Origin of the sequence: Streptomyces sp. BA2 (assembly GCF_009769735.1) — a bacterium.
Taxonomy (GTDB): domain Bacteria; phylum Actinomycetota; class Actinomycetes; order Streptomycetales; family Streptomycetaceae; genus Streptomyces.
Genome location: NZ_WSRO01000002.1, coordinates 1,937,457 through 1,956,850, shown reverse-complemented (window position 1 = coordinate 1,956,850; position 19,394 = coordinate 1,937,457). Strand labels below are relative to the sequence as shown.

Genomic DNA, 19,394 nt, shown 5'->3' with positions numbered 1-19,394 from the left:
GTGCGCAGAGCAGCCGTCCGTAAAACGCACCGAAAGGCATCGTACCTGCGGGGGAGCGCTCGGCCGTAGGGTGCCGCAGCGAGGGATCAGGCAGGTGAAGGGGGCCTCGTCGTCACCGAGGGTGAGCGAAAGGCGGCTCGCAGCGTCCGGAATGCGAGGTCGGAGGGCAGAACGAAGCCCCCGATCACGGGGGAACAACCGGGGGCTTCGCGTCTGCGGGCGACCCCGAAAGGCCGCACATTCAGAACGTAAGTCCTGTAAGGGCCCTCGGTCAAGCCGAGTTGAGGCACTCTATGGAAACTGGCTCGAACTTCTGGGAGCGCTCTTTGCGAGGTTCAGCGGATCGCCTCTGGTCCATCACCCTGTGTGATGGCTTGGCTCTGCGCAGCCGTCTCATTCGGCCCCCGCAGCACCTCATATCCCTCGCGCCACTGTCGCACCAAAGACTGAGCGAAGGGGCGCGAAGGGTCTTCCGCGAAGTGCCGGCGCTCCGCGGGTTCCCACCCGTCCCAGAACTCGCTCTGGACCGCGCCGTCCCGATCACGCCCCCTGACCCAGGCCTCGTCGCGGGGCAGCTCCATCCACAGCAGCCGCGCCAGGAACGGGCGCAGCGCGCGGCGGCCCGCGCCGACCCCCTCGACGAGGACCACGGGCGCGGGCGGCAGGGTGCGGATCCCGGGGCCGAAGCGGCGCGCGTGCCAGTCGTACGTCTCGTAGTGCGCCGTTTCGCCGCGCGAGAGCGGCACGATGACCTGCCGCCGCAGCCGTTCCGTCCAGTCGAACAGCGCGTCATGGCTCGCGATGTCGTCGAGACGCAGGACGGGCGCGCCGCCCAGGGCCTCGGCGAGGCGGTCGGCGAAGGTCGACTTTCCGGAGCCCGCGTGCCCGTCGACCGCGACGAGGCGGACGGGGCCGCAGGAGGGCGGCAGGCGCAGCAGCTCCGCGGCGAGGCGGGACAGGGGGGCGGGAGTGGCGTGTGCGGTCATCACCGGCAAGCGTACGGGTGCGGAATCCTCCGCTCCGCGCGCCGTCGCAGCTCACGCCAGTGGTCGAGGCCAATATTGGCGGACGCGGTGGTGGTCGAAGCGCTGGCAGAAGTCGGCGTGGAGCAGCCATAGTTGGCCTACCGCCGTGCACCTGACCTGCCCCTTCCGGACCCGTCCGGAGCCCACGTCGACTGGGGGTCCCCGCCATGGACCGAGCTGATGACATGTCCCGCAGAACCGTCCTGACCGCGGCCGCGGCCGTGGCAGCGCTGGCCGCCACCGCGAGCCCGGCGCTCGCCTCGGGCGGCCTGCGCCCGGCGCCGCGCGCGAAGCGGCCCGTGAACAACCGCTTCTGGGCCTCGCACGCGGACTGGAGCGCCGGCACCGCCGAGGGCACCCGTGCCGTCTCCGGAGCCCGCCCGGCCGTGGAGATCGCCGAGGCCGCGGGCCGCACCGACTACGCCGACCCGCACACCGGCAAGACCGCCACCTGGGAGTACGCCCGGTGGACCTCGCCCGTGCACCGTCCCACCGTCCCCGCGACGGAGGTCGTCGCCTCCTGGAACGCCCGCACGCCCACCGGCACGTGGCTCCAGGTGGAGATCCAGGGAACGTACTCGGACAAGGCGAAAACTCCCTGGTACGTCCTCGGCCGCTGGGCCTCGGGCGACGACAAGGAGAAGGACATCCGCCGTACGTCGGTCGACGACCAGAGCGACGGAAAGTCGAGCATCTGGACGGACACCTTCTCCATCGACGACACGACGACGGGGCTTCGCCTCGTCTCGTACCGGCTGCGCCTGACCCTGTACCGCAAGCCGGGCGCCACGGCGACGCCCACTGTGTGGCGGCTCGGCGCGATGGCGTCCGCCGTCCCCGACCGCTTCACCGTCCCGGCGTCCGAGCCGGGGCTCGCCAAGGAGCTGACGGTCCCGCGCTACTCGCAGGAGACCCACGTCGGCCAGTACCCGGAGTACGACAACGGCGGCGAGGCCTGGTGCAGCCCCACCTCCTCGCAGATGATCATCGAGTACTGGGGCCGCAAGCCGACGGCGGACGACCTCGCCTGGGTCGACCCGTCCTACGCGGACCCTCAGGTGTGCCACGCGGCGCGCTACACGTTCGACTACCAGTACGCGGGCTGCGGCAACTGGCCCTTCAACGCGGCGTACGCGTCCACGTACAAGGACATGCAGGGCGTCGTCACCCGCCTCGCCTCACTCACCGAACTGGAGTCGCTGATCGCGGCGGGCATCCCGGTCATAACGTCGCAGTCGTTCCTCAAGGAGGAACTGACGGGCGCCGGCTACGGCACGGCGGGCCACCTGATGACGGTGATCGGCTTCACGCCGAAGGGCGGCGTGATCGCCAACGACCCGGCATCACCGAGCAATTCGGCGGTGCGCCGGATCTACAAGCGCCGCGAGTGGGAAAACATCTGGCTCCGCACGAAGCGCTACAACTCCACGGGCAAGGTGGTCTCCGGCACGGGAGGCGTCTGCTACCTGTACTTCCCGACGAAACTCTCGACAAAGCAGAAGGCGGCGCTGGCCGACGTGGGGATCCACTGAGGTAGCACGCGGGCCCCTCTCCACACAGCGGAGAGGGGGCCTTCGTGCGGGGTGGCGCAGTGGATGCGGGTGGCGTGCATGACCAGCGGCATGTAGGTCAGCGGATGGAGGCCAGACCGGTCAAGTGCAGGTCCAGCCACTCCTTGAAGGTCCGCTTGTCGATCTGTACAGCACACCGACGGCCCCTCCCCGCACATCCGGGAGGGGCCGTCGGTGACTGTAGGGGTTACTACTTCCCCTCGGGCGTACCCCGCCGCATCCGTGCGGCCTTCTCGTCCACCTCGGCCTGGGACGTGCCGGCCTGTACCACGACCACCGCCTGAGTGCCGTCGGGCAACGTCGCCTCCCGCATCTCCGTGCCCAGCAGTGGCGGTCGTCTCCGCTCCTGCTCGTCGTCGTAGACCTCGTCGTTCGACATGAGACCTCCCAGCTCGGCGGAAGCCCAACGTAACCCCGGATCACCCGCGGATCCCGCCGTACAAGCGATCGATGGCGCACTTCACACGAACGCCGCCGCCGGACGACGGGCCGGGTGAGCAGGGGCCTCAGCCCTTGACCGGGTCCACCACCCAGTCCGGATGCCCCGGCATCGGCGGCGTCTTCGAGCCGTACAGCCACGGTCGCAGGAAGGCTTCCAGGTCCTCGCCCGCGGTCTTCGACGCCAGGTCGATGAACTGCTGCGTGCTCGCGGTCCTTCCGCGGAATTCGCTCAGCCACGCCCGCTCGATCTTCTCGAACTTCGCGTTGCCGACCTGCTCCCGCAGGGCGTACAGGACCAGGGCCGAGCCGTCGTACCGCATGCGCTTGAAGAGGTTCGGCTCGGTCGGCTCCGCGGGGGCGCCGAAGTCGTGGCGCCACTGGTCGTGAGCGGCGTACGCCGTCTTCATGGCGGCCTCGAAGCTGTCGCCGCCGTGCTCCTCGGAGTACATCCGCTCGTAGAAGCGGGCGTGCCCCTCGCTCACCCACAGGTCGGACCAGCTCTTCAGGGCCACGCTGTCGCCGAACCACTGATGGGTCAGTTCGTGCACCATGTTCCGCTCGGCGTCGACCTTCGTGCCCAGGAGGTCGGCCTTCGGGATGAGCGAGAGAGTCTGGGTCTCCAGGGCGACTGCCAGGTCCGTGTCGCCGACCAGGAGGCCGTAGCGGTTGAAGGGGTAGGGGCCGAGCTTTTCCTGGAGCCAGGTGAGGTGGTCGGGCGTGAGTTCGCGGTACTCCGCCGTCGGCTCGACCAAGGCCTCCGGGACCACGTCGCGCAGCGGCAGGCCGCCCGGGCCCTTGCCGTCCACCAGCTTGAACTTGCCGACCGCCAGCTGCACCAGCTGCGTGGACAGCGGCTGTTCGGAGTCGTACGTCCAGCGCACCCGGTCACCGGGCCGCTCCGCGCGGTCGACCAGCCTGCCGTTCGCGACCGCCGTCAGATCCTTCGGCGTGGTGATGCGGAAGGTGATCGGCGCGCGCTGGCTCGGGTGGTCGTTGGCCGGGAAGATCAGCCGGGCCCCGTTCGGCTGGGGGTAGACCACCGTGCCGTCGGGGGTGGGTATCCAGCCGTAGTCCTCGATGGCGTCGTCACGGTGCCGCGTCTGCGTCGGGTCGGCGGTGTACGTGACCTTCGCGGTGAACGTACGCCCCTTCGCGATCGGGGACTTGGGCGTGACCGTCAGCTCGTCCCCGGCGCGGGACGTGCGCGCCGCTGAGCCGTCGACCTTCACGCCGTGCAGGGTGTTGCCCCCGAAGTCCAGATTGAAGCGGGAGAGCGACTGTGTGGCGGTGGCCCTGATCGTCGCCGTCGCCTCGAACGGTGTCTTCGGGGCCTGCCAGTCGAAGTCCAGGGTGTAGCGGTCGACGCGGTATCCGCCGTTCCCGTCCAGCGGGAACATCGGGTCGCCCAGGCCGGGCGCGCCGGGTGACGGTGTCCCCGGTGCGGACGGCGCGGCCTGCGACGCCGTGCCGGTGAGAGCCGCCGTCACGGTGACGGCGGCCGCGAGGGCGAGCCGCGCTCTGCGGCGGGGCGTCCGGTACGGCCGGTGCGTCCGGTGCGTGCTCATCGGAAACCTTTCGGTCGGAAGGTTGCGCGGACGAGTCGGCGGGGGGTGCGCCTGGGGGTGTCCCACCACCCGTAGCGAGACGTGGATGTGCCCCACCACTCGTACTGAGACGCACGGCACTGGGCCCGAGTTGCACGGGAACCGGCCGGTTAGTGACCAAGCTCTCGCCCGCGACCGCGGAATCCGATGGCAAGGTGGATGGGTCAGTGGGGGGAGTCCGCTGCCGGACGTCGCGTCGAGAGGCGTGACGCATACGTATCGAGTGATGCCATGACCGCTGCCACAGCCACTGCCACCGCACAGCCCCGAGCGACCACCCGCACCGGCGGCCCCAAGGAAGACGGCCCGAAGGTGCTGGAGCACGTCCTCGGCTGGACGCTCGTCGTCGTCCTCGCGATGCTCGTCACGCAGACCGGTCTGATGTGACCCCGGTCTCCTGACCGTCGTAGGCCTGCCCCGGATCGAGATCCGCCCGCCAGTGCCGGTGCACCACGCCCACCAGACCGTAGAGCCAGCGCACGGGCGAGCGCCGCGACAGCAGCGTGAGCCCCGCGACGACCGCGAACAGCGGCAGGCCGATCCACCCGCCCAGGAGGCGGACGAGGACGCTCGCGACGAGCGCGCCGACGAACGGCAGGCCGTAGACCCCGGCCGCCGCGATGGCGATCGCCAGGAACCGGTGCACCTTCCGGTCCTCGTCCGCGCCCGGCAGCGACCAGCCCTCCATCAGCCAGCCGATCTCCGTCAACAGCATCGTGCCGATCACGGCCGCGCCGAAGACTAGCAGCGCGAGGAACGTCCCGGACGTCGCGAAGTCCAGTACGTGGTTGACCACGCTGTCCTGCCGCCAGCCCGCGAAGTCCCGGGCCTCGGGGGAGAAGAACCGCTCGTACCCCCTGCCGTCCCAGCCGTGGACCAGCGTCCCGAACAGCAGGAAGTACCCGCCCACGCACTGGAGATACGCCCAGTAGCCCGCCCCCACCAGGACGAGCCCCTGCGCCACCAGGAACCCGATGATCGCGGCGACGGGAATCCCGCCCGCGTAGAAGAGCACGAACCCCGCCCACACGTCGTCGTGCCCGCCCGCGACGTGCATCGTCGCCCACGCGGGGTTCTGCCAGAGCAGGAAGAGACCCGTCGGCACCATCAGGACCGCCGCGAACAGCGCGGTGAGCGCCAGATACGGATTGGCGGCGCGGCTGCGCGTGCGCGGCCCCTCGCCCGCGTTGATCCGCTCCCACACCTGGAGCTGCCGCCCGGCGGAGAGCGCGAACGTCGCGCCGATCGCGTACGCCCAGAAGAGGGCGGCCTGGATCTGGATCATGCTGACGCCTTCATGTCGACGCCTTCAGGGTGAGTCCGCCCGCGACGATCAAGTCCGAAGTGACCAGGGCCTGTTCGGCCTGTACGTCGGTCATGAAGACGAACGGCGGCACGACGGGCGGCACCGGCAGCTTGTCGGGCGTGAAGGTCAGACAGAGCAGCCCCTCCAGGCAGCCCTTGAACTTGGTCAGATAGAGCGTGACCGAGCCGCTGAGGTCCAAGGTGTCGGCGCCCAGGGCGAGTTCCTCGCTCCCGTCGCGCGTCGTGAGCCGGTAGTCGGTCAGCGAGGCGGCCTTCATCTTCAGCACCATGACCTTCAACGGCCCGTCAGCCGTTGGGATCTCGCGCACGCCGGCCAGGAGGAACCCCTGCGGCGAGAAGAGCGTGGTGGTGACCGTCGGCGGAGTGCGGGCCGCCACGATCGCCTCGCCGGGAGCCGCCTTGACCGCTGCGTCGGGAGCCGCCTTCGCCGGAGTCCCGCCCCACAGCGTCGCCCCCACGATGACCACCGGAAGCAGCACGCCGAGCGTCCGCGTGCCCTGCCCGTCCCGCACCTTCGGCCGCTCAGGATCCTCCTCGGCGCCCTCGGGCACCGCCGTCCACCCGAAGCCCATCGCGCTGCCGACGATGCCGAGCACCATGCCCACCAGGAACCCGCCGAGATTCGTGGCCGCGAACGAAAGCACCGACAGGATCAGGGCGTTGACGCTCACATAGTGGTGGGCGTGCGGCAGCAGCCACAGGAAGATCCCGGCGGCGATCAGTGCGAGCCCGATGCCGATCGCCGCGAGCCCGCCGAGCCCCAGGCTGACCAGGACCGTCAGGGGCGAGAGAGGCACGAGGAGGAGTTCCGCGCCGCCGAGAACCAGCAGCAGGCCGCCCCAGAAGGGCCGTGTGCGCCGCCACCTGCGCAGCACCCGGCGCGCTTCCGGCAGTGGCAGCCGCTTGTCCAGCCAGCCGCCGCCGTCCCTTCCCCACGCTCTGACTCCGGCTCTTCGGCCGCCGGTCAGAAGCACTTCTTGCCGCCGATGCTGACATCGACCTTCATGCCCTTGAGCCGGAAGTTCCCGCCGGTCGCCGACCAGGCGTTGGACTTCACCCCGGAGACGGTGATGTCCCCGGCCTGCAGCCCGAACTTCCCCTTCTCGCCCTTGATTCCGGGCACCTCGTCGAGGGTCGAGGCGTCCCGGCCGATCTCCGCCGTGCCGAAGCGGGCGTCGCCCTCCAGGTCCTCGCCGTCGATGATGAGATTGCTCGCGGTGACATTCCCCGCCGGGCCGCCCGCGGTCAGCTTGAACACCACGTTGCCGACCGGGGTCTTGACCTCGGCGGCCTGGCAGATGTCGGACAGGGTCGCGTCACCGATCCCGAGGAGCGCCACCGGGTGCCCCTTGCCGTCGATGTCCCGGTCGGTCTGTACGTAGGAGGACAGGCCCTCGCTGGTGAGCTTGCCCGATGACACCTGGAAGCTGGTGCCGGAGACGGCGAAGGAGGCGGCGAGCGCCCCCTCGGCCATCACGGAGGCCATCGCGCCGACGGCCAGGACGGCCGGCAGTGCCACGACGGCCGTCTTCTTCCAGGAGGTTCTGCCCTCGGGCAAGGGGGTACGCGCTGCGCTCATAAGTCTTCCTCCCGTACGGCGGTCCATGTGCGTAGGGGGAGTGCGTGGATGCGCGCCTTCGGGCGCGGAAACGGCAGGTGGCGTGCTTCTGCCATACTGCGGATTCCCGAGGCAGTTGGAGACTAGGGCCGAAATTGAATAATAGTCAACAGCGCGGCACCGGCCGTCCCGCGGACGCTCGCCCGCAGGCGCGCGGCACCGACAGATCCGTGGCGCGCCGCGCCGAACTCATCACCATCGGGCGGAAGTTGTTCGCCGACACGTCGTACGACGCGCTGTCGATGGATGACATCGCCAAGCAGGCGTCCGTCGCCAAGGGGCTGATCTACTACTACTTCAAGTCCAAGCGCGGCTACTACCTCGCGATCATCGAGGACTCGGTCGCGGAACTGGTCGCGCGCGCCGGGCGCCACGACGACCTGCCGCCCGTGGAGCGCGTGCACAGCACCATCGAGGGCTATCTGCGCTACGCCGAGCACCACCAGGCGGCGTACCGCACCATCATCAGCGGCGGTGTCGGCTTCGACGCCGAGGTGCACGCCATACGCGACGGTGTGCGCGAGGCCTTGATCGGGGCGATCGCCGACGGGGCGTATGGCCGCCGCGACATCCCGGAGCTTGCGCGCACCGCGCTGCTCGGCTGGCTGTGCAGCGTCGAGGGAGTCACGCTCGACTGGATCGGTCAGCGGGGTCTGCCGCGCGAGACGGTCTGCGACCTCCTCGTGCGGACCCTCGGCGACACCCTGCGCGTCATCGAGGCCTTCGAGCCGTCCTTCCCGGCCCCGTCGCGGCCGTGAGGGCCCTTCGACGACCATGAGGAAGGGGCGGGAGCCGTCCGGCTCCCGCCCCAACTCACACGCGCCATCGACTAGTTGATGGCCTTGATCAGTTCGCCGTCCGCCGTGTCGCCGCTGAGCTCCCAGAAGAAGGTGCCGCCAAGACCGGCCTGGTTCTTGTAGTCCATCTTCCCCGCGATGGTCGCCGGGGTGTCATAGCTCCACCAGTTGGTCCCGCAGTGCGCGTACGCGGTCCCGCCGACCGTGCCGTTGGCCGGGCACTTGGCCTTGAGTTCCTTGTAGTCGTCGATGCCCGCCTCGTACTTGCCCGCGGCGGCCCCGGTGGCGGTGCCGCCGGGCTCCTTCTGCGTGACGCCTGTCCAGCCGCGGCCGTAGAAGCCGATGCCGAGCAGTAGCTTCTCGGACGGGACGCCGAGACCCTGGAGCTTCAGAATCGTCGCGTCGGTATTCCAGTTCGCCTTGGGAGCGCCCTCGTACGTCTTCAGCGGCGAGTGCGGGGCGGTCGGACCCTTCGCCTCCCAGGCGCCGAAGTAGTCGTACGTCATCGGGTTGTACCAGTCGACGTACTGGGCGGCGCCCGCGTAGTCGGCGGCGTCGATCTTGCCGCCGTCCTCGGCGTCGGCCGGGATCGCCGCGGTGACGAGGTTGTCGCCGCCGAACTTCGAACGCACCGCGGACATCAGGTCCTTGTACGCCGCGCGCCCGCTGGTGTCACAGGTCAGACCGCAGGCGCCCGGGTACTCCCAGTCGATGTCGATCCCGTCGAAGACGTCGGCCCACTTGGAGTTCTCGACCAGGTCGTAGCAGGACTGGGCGAAGGCGGCCGGGTTCTTGGCGGCCTCGGTGAAGCCGCCGGACCAGGTCCAGCCGCCGAAGGACCACAGGACCTTCAGATCCGGATGGGCCTTCTTGAGCTTGCGCAGCTGGTTGAAGTTGCCGCGCAGGTCCTGGTCCCAGGTGTCGGCGACACCGTCGACGGACTGGTCGGCGGTGTACGCCTTGTCGGTCGCCGCGTAGGCGTCGCCCATCGTGCACTTGCCGCCCTGGACGTTGCCGAAGGCGTAGTTGATGTGCGTGAGCTTGCCTGCCGAGCCGGACGTCTCGATGTTCTTGACGTGGTAATTCCGGTCGTAGACGCCCCACTCGGTGAAGTACCCGACGACCTTGGAGCCGGCCGCGGCCTTCGTCGCGGAGTCCTTGTCCTGCTCGGCGGCGGCGCTGCCCGCGCCGGCGAGCAGGCCTGCGCCGAGGACGGCGCAACACGCGGTGGCGATGAGCGCCCGGAACCGGGCGCGGGGGAGGTGCGGTCTGAGCATCGTTTCTCCTCGTGGGGGGAGAGGGCGCATGGGGGGACATGGTGCTGCTGACCTGCAAATGCCAGCGCGACGTCGATGAACGTTGAATTGGCATGAACGCGGTAAGGCGCTCGGCTGGACTCTAGGAGGACTAGACCAGTGGGGTCAATGGTTCGGACCAATTCCGCGCCCCTCTTGCGGGCGTCGGCTATCTTTTGAGTAAGCGGTCGTTAACTAGTGACTGGCTGCCGCCGATCGGGCATACTCAACGCGCCACAGCCGCTGGTCACAGCGCCTTCCGCGACCCGGAAGCGCGCCATCGGCCGGGCCGTGAGACACGGTGGCGCCGCACTACCCCGCGGGTCCGCCGCAGTGCCGAAAGGGAGGATCGATCGCCATGCCTGAGCGAACCTTGCAGCAGCCGGTGGACCGTCAGCTGCCCACGGACGAGGCGAGGGATCTGTTCTCGCTCGTCCGTGAAATCGTCCAGCGGGAGATCACTCCCCGCGCGGCCGAGGAGGAGGACGCGGGGCGCTTCCCGCGCGAGGTCTTCGCACTCCTCTCCGAGTCCGGCCTGCTCGGTCTTCCGTACGTCTCCGAATTCGGCGGCGGCGACCAGCCGTACGAGGTCTATCTCCAGGTCCTGGAAGAGCTCGCCGCGGCCCGGCTCACCGTCGGCCTCGGCGTCAGCGTCCACTCCCTGTCCTGCCACGCGCTCGCGGGCTACGGCACCAAGGAGCAGCAGGCCGAGCACCTGCCCGCGATGCTGGGCGGCGGACTGCTCGGGGCGTACTGCCTCTCCGAGCCGGCGTCGGGCTCGGACGCGGCCTCCCTGCGCACGAAGGCCGTGCGGGACGGCGAGGACTGGGTGATCAGCGGGACCAAGGCGTGGATCACGCACGGCGGAGTCGCCGACTTCTACACCGTCCTCGCCCGCACCGGCGGCGAAGGTGCCCGCGGTATCTCCGCGTTCCTGGTGCCGGGCGACGCCGAAGGCCTGAACGCGGCGGTGCCCGAGAAGAAGATGGGCATGAAGGGCTCGCCCACCGCTCAGATCAACTTCGACGGGGTGCGGGTCTGTGACGCCCGCCGCATCGGCGAGGAGGGCCAGGGCTTCGCGATCGCGCTCTCCGCGCTCGACGGCGGGCGGCTCGGCATCGCGGCCTGTGCGATCGGCGTGGCGCAGGCGGCGCTCGACGAGGCGCTTCGATATGCCACCGAGCGGCGGCAGTTCGGGCGGCCGATCGCGGACTTCCAGGGCCTTCGGTTCATGCTCGCGGACATGGCGACGCAGATCGAGGCGGGCCGGGCGCTCTATCTGGCCGCGGCGCGGCTGCGCGACGCGGGCAGGCCGTTCTCCAAGCAGGCGGCCATGGCCAAGCTGATGTGCACGGACGCCGCGATGAAGGTCACGACGGACGCCGTGCAGGTCCTCGGCGGCTATGGCTACACCGCGGACTTCCCCGTGGAGCGCTTCATGCGCGAGGCCAAGGTGCTGCAGATCGTCGAGGGGACCAATCAGATCCAGCGGATGGTCATCGCCCGTCACCTCGCGGGTCCCGACTCGCGCTGAACTGTCCGAGCCTGACCGGAGGCGCGGCGAGCCGCACCCACTCCGGGTCGTGGCGCCCCGGCAGGGTCTTGCCCCGCTCGGCCCAGTTCCGGATGAGGGCGCGGTAGATGGGCGGATCCTGGAGGTGCGGCGGCTGCGGCTGCTGGTACTGCTGGGGATGCGGCTGCTGAGGACGCTGGGGAACCGATTCTGCGGGGGGCGGGGGAGCCGTCAGGAGGGTGCGCCTGCGGCGGCCGGTCGGCGGGGGCGCCATGGGCATCGGCGTGGGGGTGGTCATACGGGGCCAACGCGCGGCGCGGTGGCCAGGTCACCGCCCTTCGGATTCGAGCGTCAGTTCGCGAAATGCCCGTGCGGAGCCCGGGGTGGGCCCCGCGATGCCCCGTGTCCCCCGCGAGCCGGGCGGGCCCACGGCTCCCTGAACGCGGGCTGACACGTGTCTGGCTCCGGCAGACGGTCTGACGTACCGTCAACTCCGCGTCGGGGGCCCGGTATCCGCCCCGCGCCAGCCAACTGCCGTGCGCCCAGGGAGGTTTGCCGTGGCAGACGACCGCCCCGTCCCGCTCGACGAGTACCCGGTCCATCAGGTGCCGCTGTCCATGAAGCAGGTCGCGACGGGCGACCGCAACGCCTACGACCGCTGCATCTTCCATCTCTTCGACCACGAGGGGCGCGCGCTCCTCATCCTCGGGCTCGGCGTCTATCCGAACGTCGGTGTGATCGACGCGTACGCCACTTTGCGCAGAGGAGATGCGCTCCATGTCGTACGCGCGTCGGACGCGCTCGGCGACGATCGGATGAACCTCTCCGTCGGTCCCTTGACCATCACCGTCGAGGAACCGCTGCGGCGGCTGCGCCTGACGTGCGCCGCCGATCCCGACGACCCCGAGTCCCTCTCGTACGACATCACGTGGACCGCCTCCTTCCCCGCCCTCTGGGAGCCGCACCACATCCAGCGGCGCGGCGACCGGCTCTCCCTCGAAGGGCGCCGCTTCGTCCAGGCGGGCGGCTGCGCCGGGACGATCCGTGTCGGCGGCGAGGACATCCCGGTGACGGCGGGGGAGTGGACCGCTACCCGTGACCGCAGCTGGGGAGTGCGGCCCATACCCGGCGAGGAACGCGGGCGCCTTGAGGAGGAGTTCGGTACCGAGGGCTTCCACTGGATCTGGAGCCCGGTGCGCTTCGAGGACCGTTTCCTGATGGTCATCGCCCAGGAGGACGCGGACGGCTACCGCTCCCTCAACGACGCCACGCTCGTACGCCCCGGCGTTCGCGATCGCCAACTCGGCTGGCCCCAGGCCGACATCACCTACCGCTCCGGCACCCGGCACCCCGAGCGCGCCGTCATCCACCTCACCGACCCCGAAGACCGCAAGCCCCTGGAGCTCGGCGTCGAGGTCCTCGCCTCCCTGCCGCTCGCCGTGGGCGCCGGCTACCCGCCCGCGGACGACTGGCAGCACGGCACCTGGCAGGGGCGGGGCTGGACCGACCGCCGTGTGTACGACCTGTCGGACCCGAAGGCACATCCCCGGGCCGCGTACGGAGTCATCGACCACGCCGCACGCTTCACCCTCAACGGGCGGACGGGGTACGGAATTTTCGAGCACGGCAGCTTCGGCCGCCACGACCCCAGCGGCTTCACCGGCTTCGACTCGGTCGCGCCCTGAGAGGAGCCCCGCGATGGCCACAGCACCCCGCCCCCGCACCACCACCCGCGACCCGGAGGAGCTCACCCGCAGGCTCACGGCCTGGCTCGCCGCGCGGCTGCCCGGCGCCAAGGCCACCGGCGTGCGGGTCCCCGAGTCCAACGGCATGTCGAGCGAGACCCTGCTCTTCGACATCGAGCACCCTCAACCACCGCTGCGGGCCTGCGCGTTGCGCGTGGCGGCGGACCCGGCGGCGTACACGATCTTCCCGGTCTACGACCTGCCGCGCCAGCACCGCACGATGCGGCTCGTCGCCGAACACACCGACCTGCCTGTGCCGCGTGTGCTGTGGCTGGAGGAGGACCCGGGGCCGCTAGGCGCGCCCTTCTTCGTCATGGAGCGGGTCGAGGGGCGCGTGCCGCCGGACGTCATGCCCTATACGTACGAGGGGAATTGGCTGCATTCCGCGAGCGACGCCGAACGCGCGCACCTGGAGGAAGCCTCGATCCGGCTGATCGCGCACCTCCACGACCAAGTGCCCGTCGAAGAGGCCGAGTTCCTCGCCCTGCCCGGCGAGGGCAGCCCGCTGCGGCGGCACGTGGCCGCCCAACGCGCCTACTACGACTGGGTGGTCGACGGACTGCCCCGCTCGCCCCTCATCGAGAGTGCCTTCGACCGGCTCGAAGCGTGGTGGCCTCAGGACGAGGGTGAGCCCGTCCTCAACTGGGGCGACGCCCGCATCGGGAACGTCATCTACGACGGCTTCGACCCCGCGGCCGTACTGGACTGGGAGATGGCGGCGCTCGCACCCCGTGAGGTCGACCTCGGCTGGATGGTCTATCTGCACCGCTTCTTCCAGGACCTGACGGTGAGCTTCGGGCAGGACGGCCTGCCCGACTTCCTGCGCCGCGACCACATCGAGGAGCGCTACGCAGGGCTCACCGGCCACACACCGCGGTTCATGGACTTCCACACGCTGTACGCGGCGCTGCGGCACGCCATCGTCATGCTGCGCGTCGCCTACCGCCAGGTGCACTTCGGCGAGGCCGCGGTACCCGAGGACCCGGACACGCTGATCCTGCACCACGCCAGCCTGGCGGCCATGGTGCAGGGCAGCTACTGGTAGGGCCTCAGGCCGCGGAGCGGTGGTCCTGCTCGGGCACGCGACGCGGGCGCGTGCCCTGGCCGCCGACGTGCGAGAAGGGCTGCGTCCGCCAGTCGAGCCCCTGAGGGAGTGTCAGGAGCAGGGCGGTGTCCTGCTCCTGAGCCTCCATCGACTCGTCAGCGGGCTCGGCGTCGGCCGCGGCGCGACCCGTGCCCGCACACACCGTGAGCCCGAACGGGTTCCACGGCTGGGCACACAGCGCGTGCTCGGGCAGGACGTCCTCGTCGGCCAGGAGCGCGATCGGCTGCGCGCAGTCGGGGCACGTCACCCGGTACATCTCGAAGGTGTCGTACGCGTCGAACTCGGTCTCAGCCGGTTCGACGCCCTCCGATACGGGTGCGGACGCGGATTCATCGGAGCGCTGCTGCTTGCTGCGGGCAGGGCGACCGGGGCGCTTCAAGTTCTGCATGGGATTCTCCCCCTTGGGTGGGCCGAGAAGGCGCTGCGGCCTCGACCACAGCAAGCACTTCCCGTCCCGTCGTAGAGGTAATCGTGGCATCCCTTTGGACACGGTCATAGGTATGTGGCGTTCGTCACATGCCCGGCGAAGATGCCGCCGTCGCGCCTACCGGTATCCGAAGGGATCAAGAGCCCTGTAGGTTCAGCGCATGGAGGAGCTGGACCGACAGATCGTGCAGCTGCTCGTCAAGGACGGGCGGATGAGCTACACCGACCTGGGCAAGGCCACGGGCCTGTCCACATCGGCCGTGCACCAGCGGGTGCGCCGCCTGGAGCAGCGCGGCGTCATCCGCGGATATGCCGCGGTGGTGGACGCGGAGGCCGTCGGCCTGCCGCTCACGGCGTTCATCTCGGTGAAGCCGTTCGACCCCAGCGCACCCGACGACATCGCCGAACGCCTCGCCGGCGTCCCGGAGATCGAGGCGTGCCACAGCGTGGCGGGCGACGAGAACTACATCCTCAAGGTGCGCGTCGCTACTCCACTGGAGCTCGAGCACCTGTTGAGTCGCCTGCGAGCGCTCGCGGGCGTCTCCACACGGACCACGGTCGTGCTCTCCACGCCGTACGAGGCCCGGCCCCCGCAGGTCTGAGCCGCCCGCGGGCGACCCCAGGGCGGGGCCCGCACCCGGAGGGGCCAGACTGGTCCCATGAGCGAGAGCACCACCCCCCAGAACGGCCCTCAGGGCCACCGCACCGTGCTGCTGCGCGGTGGCGAGGTCCACAGTCCCGCCGATCCGTTCGCCACGGCCATGGTCGTCGAACGCGGGCACGTCGCATGGGTGGGATCCGAGGGCGCGGCCGACGCCTTCGCCGACGGCGTGGACGAGGTCGTCGACCTCGAAGGGGCGCTCGTCACCCCCGCGTTCACCGATGCGCATGTGCACACCACGTCGACCGGACTCGCCCTGACGGGACTCGATCTGACGGGTGCACGCTCCCTCGACGACGCCCTCGCTCTCGTACGCGAACACGCCGCCGCCCGGCCGCACGACCGTGTCCTCCTCGGCCACGGCTGGGACGCGGCCCGTTGGGCGGGCGGCCGTCCGCCCACGCGCGCGGAACTCGACGAGGCGGCCGGCGGCCGTCCCCTCTACCTCTCCCGCATCGACGTCCACTCGGCCGTCGTCACCACGGCGCTGCTCGACCTCGTCCCCGGCGTCACCGGGCGCACGGGCTTCCACCCGGACGCACCGCTGACCGCCGACGCCCATCACGCGGTGCGCGCCGCCGCACTCGGCGCGCTCTCCCCGCAGCAGCGCACCGAGGCCCAGCGCGCGGCCCTGAAGCATGCCGCGTCCCTCGGCATCGGCTCCGTGCACGAGTGCGCGGGCCCCGAGATCTCCGGCGAGGACGACCTGACGGGGCTGCTTCGCCTCGCCGCCGACGAGGCCGGGCCGCGCGTCGTCGGCTACTGGGCACAGCAGGGCGAGGAAGGCGTCGCCTGTGCAAAGGAACTGGGGGCGGTCGGCGCCGCGGGTGACCTCTTCGTCGACGGCTCGCTCGGCTCGCACACCGCCTGCCTGCACGAGCCGTACGCCGACTCCGGTCACAGCGGCACCGCCTATCTGGACGCCGCCGCCGTCGCCGCGCACGTCGTCGCCTGCACCGAGGCAGGGGTCCAGGCGGGCTTCCACGCCATCGGCGACGCCGCGGTGACGGCCGTCGTGGAGGGGATCCGTGCCGCCGCCGAGAAGGTCGGCCTGGCCCGCGTCCGCGCGGCAAGGCACCGCGTCGAGCACGCCGAGATGCTCACCCCGGAGACGATCGCCGCCTTCGCGGAGCTCGGCCTCACCGCCTCCGTGCAGCCCGCCTTCGACGCCCTGTGGGGCGGCGACGACGGCATGTATGTCCAGCGCCTCGGCGCCGAACGGGCCCGCACCCTCAACCCGTACGCGGCCCTCCTGCGCACCGGCGTGCCGCTCGCCTTCGGCTCCGACAGCCCCGTCACCCCGCTCGACCCCTGGGGCACCGTCCGCGCCGCCGCGTTCCATCAGACCCCTGAGCACCGCGTGTCGGTGCGCGCCGCGTTCACCGCCCACACCCGGGGCGGCTGGCGGGCCATCGGCCGTGACGACGCCGGCGTCCTGGTACCGGGGGCGCCCGCCGACTACGCCGTCTGGCGCGCCGCGGAGCTCGTGGTCCAGGCCCCGGACGACCGGGTCGCGCGCTGGTCGACCGATCCGCGCTCCGGCACGCCGGGGCTGCCCGACCTGACCCCGGGCGCCGAACTCCCCGTCTGCCTGCGCACGGTGGTCTTCGGACAGCCGGTCTTCGTACGGCCGGACGAGTGATGTCCCGGCGGTGCGTACCGCCGATCGCGGCCCGTTGTCGCGTCGCACGACCTGCGTATCCTCGGCACTGACCTGGCTGTCTTTGGAATCGGCCCAGGTCAAACGGCTATTGACAGAACGCGGCCGTCGGCCGGTAGGTTCGGCCGGGTCCACCAAAGGACGTCCGACCGGAGAAATTCCACGCAGCCGTCGAACGCCGCTGGGCCATGGGCGGTGTGCCGCACCGGCGCACCACCACTGGGAGCCAGGTCCAGCGCCCGCGCCGCGGACGCGAGGGAACGTTCCACCGGGCCGGCAGGTGTGACCCGGGTGGGGCCCGGACGCTCAGTAGACAACGGCTCTCGGTCGACCCGCAGCCAGCGGGCCCCAGGTCGGCCCGAAGGGTGCCGGGCCCCGATCCGCAGTACTCCCCCCATCAACCGCCCGTGCCGCCGTGGCCGTGCGGGAGGCGGCCATTATGGTGGTCCTCTGCGTACGAACGAAGGGGCAGTAGTGAACGACGGCGGTGGGGTCTCCGAAACCGGTGACCAGGGGAGGCAGTTCGGCCCGCTCGGCCTGGCCTTGGTGATCATTCCGACCTACAACGAGGCGGAGAACATCCAGTCCATCGTCGGTCGTGTCAGGCTCGCCGTGCCCGAGGCGCACATCCTCGTCGCCGACGACAACAGCCCCGACGGCACCGGCAAGATCGCCGATGAGCTCGTGGCCGACGACGACCACGTCCACGTACTGCACCGCAAGGGCAAGGAAGGCCTCGGCGCGGCCTATCTCGCGGGCTTCCAGTGGGGCCTGGACAACGGCTACGGAGTGCTCGTCGAGATGGATGCCGATGGCTCCCACCAGCCCGAGGAGCTGCCCCGGCTGCTCACCGCGCTCAAGGGCGCCGACCTCGTCCTCGGCTCGCGCTGGGTGCCGGGAGGACGGATCGTCAACTGGCCCAAGTACCGCGAGATCATCTCGCGCGGCGGCAGCACGTACTCCCGGCTGATGCTCGACGTGCCGATCCGCGATGTCACCGGCGGCTTCCGCGCCTTCCGCCGCGAGACCCTCGAAGGCATCGGCCTCGACGAGGTCGCATCGCAGGGCTACTGCTTCCAGGTCGACCTGGCGCGCCGCGCGATCAAGACCGGCTATCACGTCGTCGAGGTGCCGATCACCTTCGTCGAGCGGGAGCACGGCGACAGCAAGATGAGCCAGGACATCGTCGCCGAGGCGCTGTGGCGCGTCACGGCGTGGGGCGTGGGCGAGCGGGTGGGCCGCGTGGGCCGTGCCCTGGGCCGCAAGGACGCGGAAGGGGCGCAGGAGCTCCCGAAGGACCGCAAGAAGCTCTGAGAAGGACCGCCCGGGAGCCCCTCTGACCGTCGCTCCCGCGGTCGTTTACTGATCACTCCCTTATGCCGGTCTGAGCCTGGCCCAGGCACACTGGAGCCATGACGACTGGCGTACCGCCCACCCACCCCGCCCGGCCCCGGCGCTCCCGCGTCCTCAGGTTCCTGCCGCTCGGCATCGCCGCGTGGCTGGTCCTGGAGATCTGGCTGCTCACCGTCGTGGCGGGCGCCGCCGGCGGGCTCACGGTGTTCTTGCTGCTCGTGGCCGGTGTCGTGCTCGGCGGCATGGTCATCAAGCACGCCGGGCGCCGCGCCTTCCGCGAGCTGAGCGAGGCGGTGCAACAGCAGCAGAGCGGTCTGGCGCCGCATCCCTCCGAGCGGGGCGGCGGCAATGCCCTGACGATGCTGGGCGGCCTGCTGATCATCCTGCCGGGGCTGATCTCCGACGCCCTGGGACTGCTCCTGCTGGTGCCGCCCGTCCAGAAGGCCGTCAGCCGTAAGGCGGAGAAGACTTTCGAGCGCAAGGTCCGGGAGGCCACCACGCAGGGCGGCCTCGGCGACGCCTTCCAGCAGGCGCGCATGCACCGCCCTGACGGCAAGGTCGTCCAGGGCGAGGTCATCAGGGACGACGAGCGGCCGTCGCGCGGCTCGCACCCGGACGACCCGCAGCTGCCGCCCCGCTGAGCGGCGGCCCGCCGGAACAGGGCAGGTACAGCACGAAGGCCGGGGCCACTGCTCAGCAGTGGCCCCGGCCTTCGTGTGCGGTGTTGTTCAGTTCGCCCTCAGGCGGACTTGCGGCTGTCCCGCGGATGCACCGCGATGTTCATGGCTCCTGAACGGAGAACCGCGAGGCGCTCCTCCAGGACCTCCTCGAGTTCTTCCCGAGTACGGCGCTCCATGAGCATGTCCCAGTGCGTACGCGCAGGCTTGCCCTTCTTCTCTTCAGGTCCGTCGCCGTCTACGAGGAGTGCCTGGGCCCCGCAGACCTTGCACTCCCACTCCGGCGGGATTTCCGCCTCTACCGAGAACGGCATCTCAAATCGATGTCCGTTCTGGCATGCGTACTCCACGGCCTGGCGCGGAGCCAAGTCGATGCCGCGGTCGGTCTCGTAGCTGGTCACCACGAGGCGCGTGCCGCGAAGAGCTCGCTCACTCATGAATTGTGCCTCCCGGGCTTGTCGCCCACAGGACAGGTGTCGCTGTCGTCGTCATCCGGTCAACGTCCGGTCGGCGGTAAAGATTCCCGTTCAGGGTCATGCGTCGCCGTCGTATGCCGCCCCTTGTTGTACCCACCAGC

20 protein-coding genes are annotated in these 19,394 nt (G+C 70.5%); 10 read left to right on the top strand and 10 right to left on the bottom strand.

All coding sequences use genetic code 11. The features are described 5' to 3' along the window. Positions 1–335: 335 nt before the first annotated feature. A complete protein-coding gene (locus E5671_RS11370) occupies positions 336–986 on the bottom strand; it encodes a uridine kinase family protein (protein WP_160503725.1) in 651 nt (216 codons plus the stop codon). 206 nt (positions 987–1,192) lie between these two features. On the opposite strand from E5671_RS11370, the gene E5671_RS11365 reads away from it, so the two are divergent. After that, positions 1,193–2,557 (top strand): peptidase C39 family protein, encoded by a 1,365-nt coding sequence (locus tag E5671_RS11365; RefSeq protein WP_160503724.1) that lies wholly within the window; start codon positions 1,193–1,195, stop codon positions 2,555–2,557. A gap of 229 nt (positions 2,558–2,786) precedes the next feature. Here the strand turns inward: E5671_RS11365 and E5671_RS45365 are convergent, their stop codons facing one another. Both E5671_RS45365 and E5671_RS11360 read right to left on the bottom strand, forming a co-directional pair. Further along, positions 2,787–2,975: a hypothetical protein gene (locus E5671_RS45365; RefSeq protein ID WP_202122783.1), complete on the bottom strand. Its 189-nt coding sequence runs from the start codon at positions 2,973–2,975 to the stop codon at positions 2,787–2,789. 127 nt (positions 2,976–3,102) lie between these two features. Continuing rightward, on the bottom strand, positions 3,103–4,602 hold the full coding sequence (locus E5671_RS11360; protein WP_202121083.1) for a M1 family metallopeptidase: 1,500 nt from the start codon (positions 4,600–4,602) through the stop codon (positions 3,103–3,105). Positions 4,603–4,872: 270 nt separating this feature from the next. Between E5671_RS11360 and E5671_RS11355 the strand changes: the two genes are divergently transcribed. Continuing rightward, entirely contained in the window at positions 4,873–5,028 is a 156-nt protein-coding gene (locus E5671_RS11355) for an SCO1431 family membrane protein (RefSeq protein ID WP_160503723.1), read from the top strand. Here E5671_RS11355 and E5671_RS11350 read toward each other — a convergent pair. The 3 genes from E5671_RS11350 to E5671_RS11340 are packed head-to-tail and all read right to left on the bottom strand — an operon-like array spanning position 5,006 to position 7,546. Next, positions 5,006–5,926, bottom strand: a complete 921-nt coding sequence (locus E5671_RS11350; protein WP_160503722.1) for a hypothetical protein — start codon at positions 5,924–5,926, stop codon at positions 5,006–5,008. The two genes, E5671_RS11355 and E5671_RS11350, sit on opposite strands and share 23 nt — an antisense overlap. 10 nt (positions 5,927–5,936) lie before the next feature. After that, positions 5,937–6,941 carry a DUF6114 domain-containing protein gene (locus tag E5671_RS11345; protein WP_443032597.1) on the bottom strand — a complete coding sequence of 335 codons (1,005 nt, stop codon included), beginning with the start codon at positions 6,939–6,941 and terminating at the stop codon, positions 5,937–5,939. Then, entirely contained in the window at positions 6,932–7,546 is a 615-nt protein-coding gene (locus E5671_RS11340; protein WP_160503721.1) for a DUF6230 family protein, read from the bottom strand. The genes E5671_RS11345 and E5671_RS11340 overlap by 10 nt, the downstream gene beginning before the upstream one ends. 134 nt (positions 7,547–7,680) lie before the next feature. Here E5671_RS11340 and E5671_RS11335 point away from each other — a divergent pair, with 134 nt between their 5' ends. After that, complete coding sequence (locus E5671_RS11335) at positions 7,681–8,343, top strand: TetR/AcrR family transcriptional regulator (protein ID WP_160503720.1); 663 nt, start codon at positions 7,681–7,683, stop codon at positions 8,341–8,343. 71 nt (positions 8,344–8,414) lie between these two features. Here the strand turns inward: E5671_RS11335 and E5671_RS11330 are convergent, their stop codons facing one another. After that, positions 8,415–9,659 carry a glycoside hydrolase family 18 protein gene (locus E5671_RS11330; protein ID WP_160503719.1) on the bottom strand — a complete coding sequence of 415 codons (1,245 nt, stop codon included), beginning with the start codon at positions 9,657–9,659 and terminating at the stop codon, positions 8,415–8,417. A 376-nt stretch (positions 9,660–10,035) separates the two neighbouring features. Between E5671_RS11330 and E5671_RS11325 the strand changes: the two genes are divergently transcribed. Further along, positions 10,036–11,211 carry an acyl-CoA dehydrogenase family protein gene (locus E5671_RS11325; protein WP_160503718.1) on the top strand — a complete coding sequence of 392 codons (1,176 nt, stop codon included), beginning with the start codon at positions 10,036–10,038 and terminating at the stop codon, positions 11,209–11,211. Here E5671_RS11325 and E5671_RS11320 read toward each other — a convergent pair. Continuing rightward, on the bottom strand, positions 11,174–11,488 hold the full coding sequence (locus E5671_RS11320) for a hypothetical protein (RefSeq protein ID WP_237330156.1): 315 nt from the start codon (positions 11,486–11,488) through the stop codon (positions 11,174–11,176). The two genes, E5671_RS11325 and E5671_RS11320, sit on opposite strands and share 38 nt — an antisense overlap. Before the next feature lie 259 nt (positions 11,489–11,747). Between E5671_RS11320 and E5671_RS11315 the strand changes: the two genes are divergently transcribed. After that, positions 11,748–12,875: a hypothetical protein gene (locus E5671_RS11315; protein WP_160503717.1), complete on the top strand. Its 1,128-nt coding sequence runs from the start codon at positions 11,748–11,750 to the stop codon at positions 12,873–12,875. 13 nt (positions 12,876–12,888) lie between these two features. Continuing rightward, positions 12,889–13,980 carry a phosphotransferase family protein gene (locus tag E5671_RS11310; protein WP_160503716.1) on the top strand — a complete coding sequence of 364 codons (1,092 nt, stop codon included), beginning with the start codon at positions 12,889–12,891 and terminating at the stop codon, positions 13,978–13,980. A gap of 4 nt (positions 13,981–13,984) precedes the next feature. Here the strand turns inward: E5671_RS11310 and E5671_RS11305 are convergent, their stop codons facing one another. Beyond that, on the bottom strand, positions 13,985–14,428 hold the full coding sequence (locus E5671_RS11305) for a hypothetical protein (protein WP_160503715.1): 444 nt from the start codon (positions 14,426–14,428) through the stop codon (positions 13,985–13,987). Positions 14,429–14,627: 199 nt separating this feature from the next. Here E5671_RS11305 and E5671_RS11300 point away from each other — a divergent pair, with 199 nt between their 5' ends. The 4 genes from E5671_RS11300 (at position 14,628) to fxsA (ending at position 18,781) form a co-directional block, all read left to right on the top strand. Continuing rightward, complete coding sequence (locus E5671_RS11300; RefSeq protein ID WP_160503714.1) at positions 14,628–15,068, top strand: Lrp/AsnC family transcriptional regulator; 441 nt, start codon at positions 14,628–14,630, stop codon at positions 15,066–15,068. 57 nt (positions 15,069–15,125) lie between these two features. Then, positions 15,126–16,769, top strand: coding sequence for an amidohydrolase (locus E5671_RS11295; protein WP_160503713.1), 1,644 nt, complete (start codon positions 15,126–15,128; stop codon positions 16,767–16,769). A 492-nt stretch (positions 16,770–17,261) separates the two neighbouring features. Continuing rightward, the gene (locus E5671_RS11290; protein ID WP_160503712.1) at positions 17,262–18,101 is read left to right on the top strand and encodes a glycosyltransferase; all 840 of its coding nucleotides are present in this window, start codon (positions 17,262–17,264) and stop codon (positions 18,099–18,101) included. Positions 18,102–18,199: 98 nt separating this feature from the next. Next, complete coding sequence (gene fxsA / locus E5671_RS11285) at positions 18,200–18,781, top strand: FxsA family membrane protein (RefSeq protein WP_160503711.1); 582 nt, start codon at positions 18,200–18,202, stop codon at positions 18,779–18,781. 98 nt (positions 18,782–18,879) lie between these two features. On the opposite strand, the gene E5671_RS11280 is transcribed toward fxsA, so the two are convergent. Then, a complete protein-coding gene (locus tag E5671_RS11280) occupies positions 18,880–19,254 on the bottom strand; it encodes an RNA polymerase-binding protein RbpA (protein WP_030360404.1) in 375 nt (124 codons plus the stop codon). Positions 19,255–19,394 lie beyond the last annotated feature (140 nt).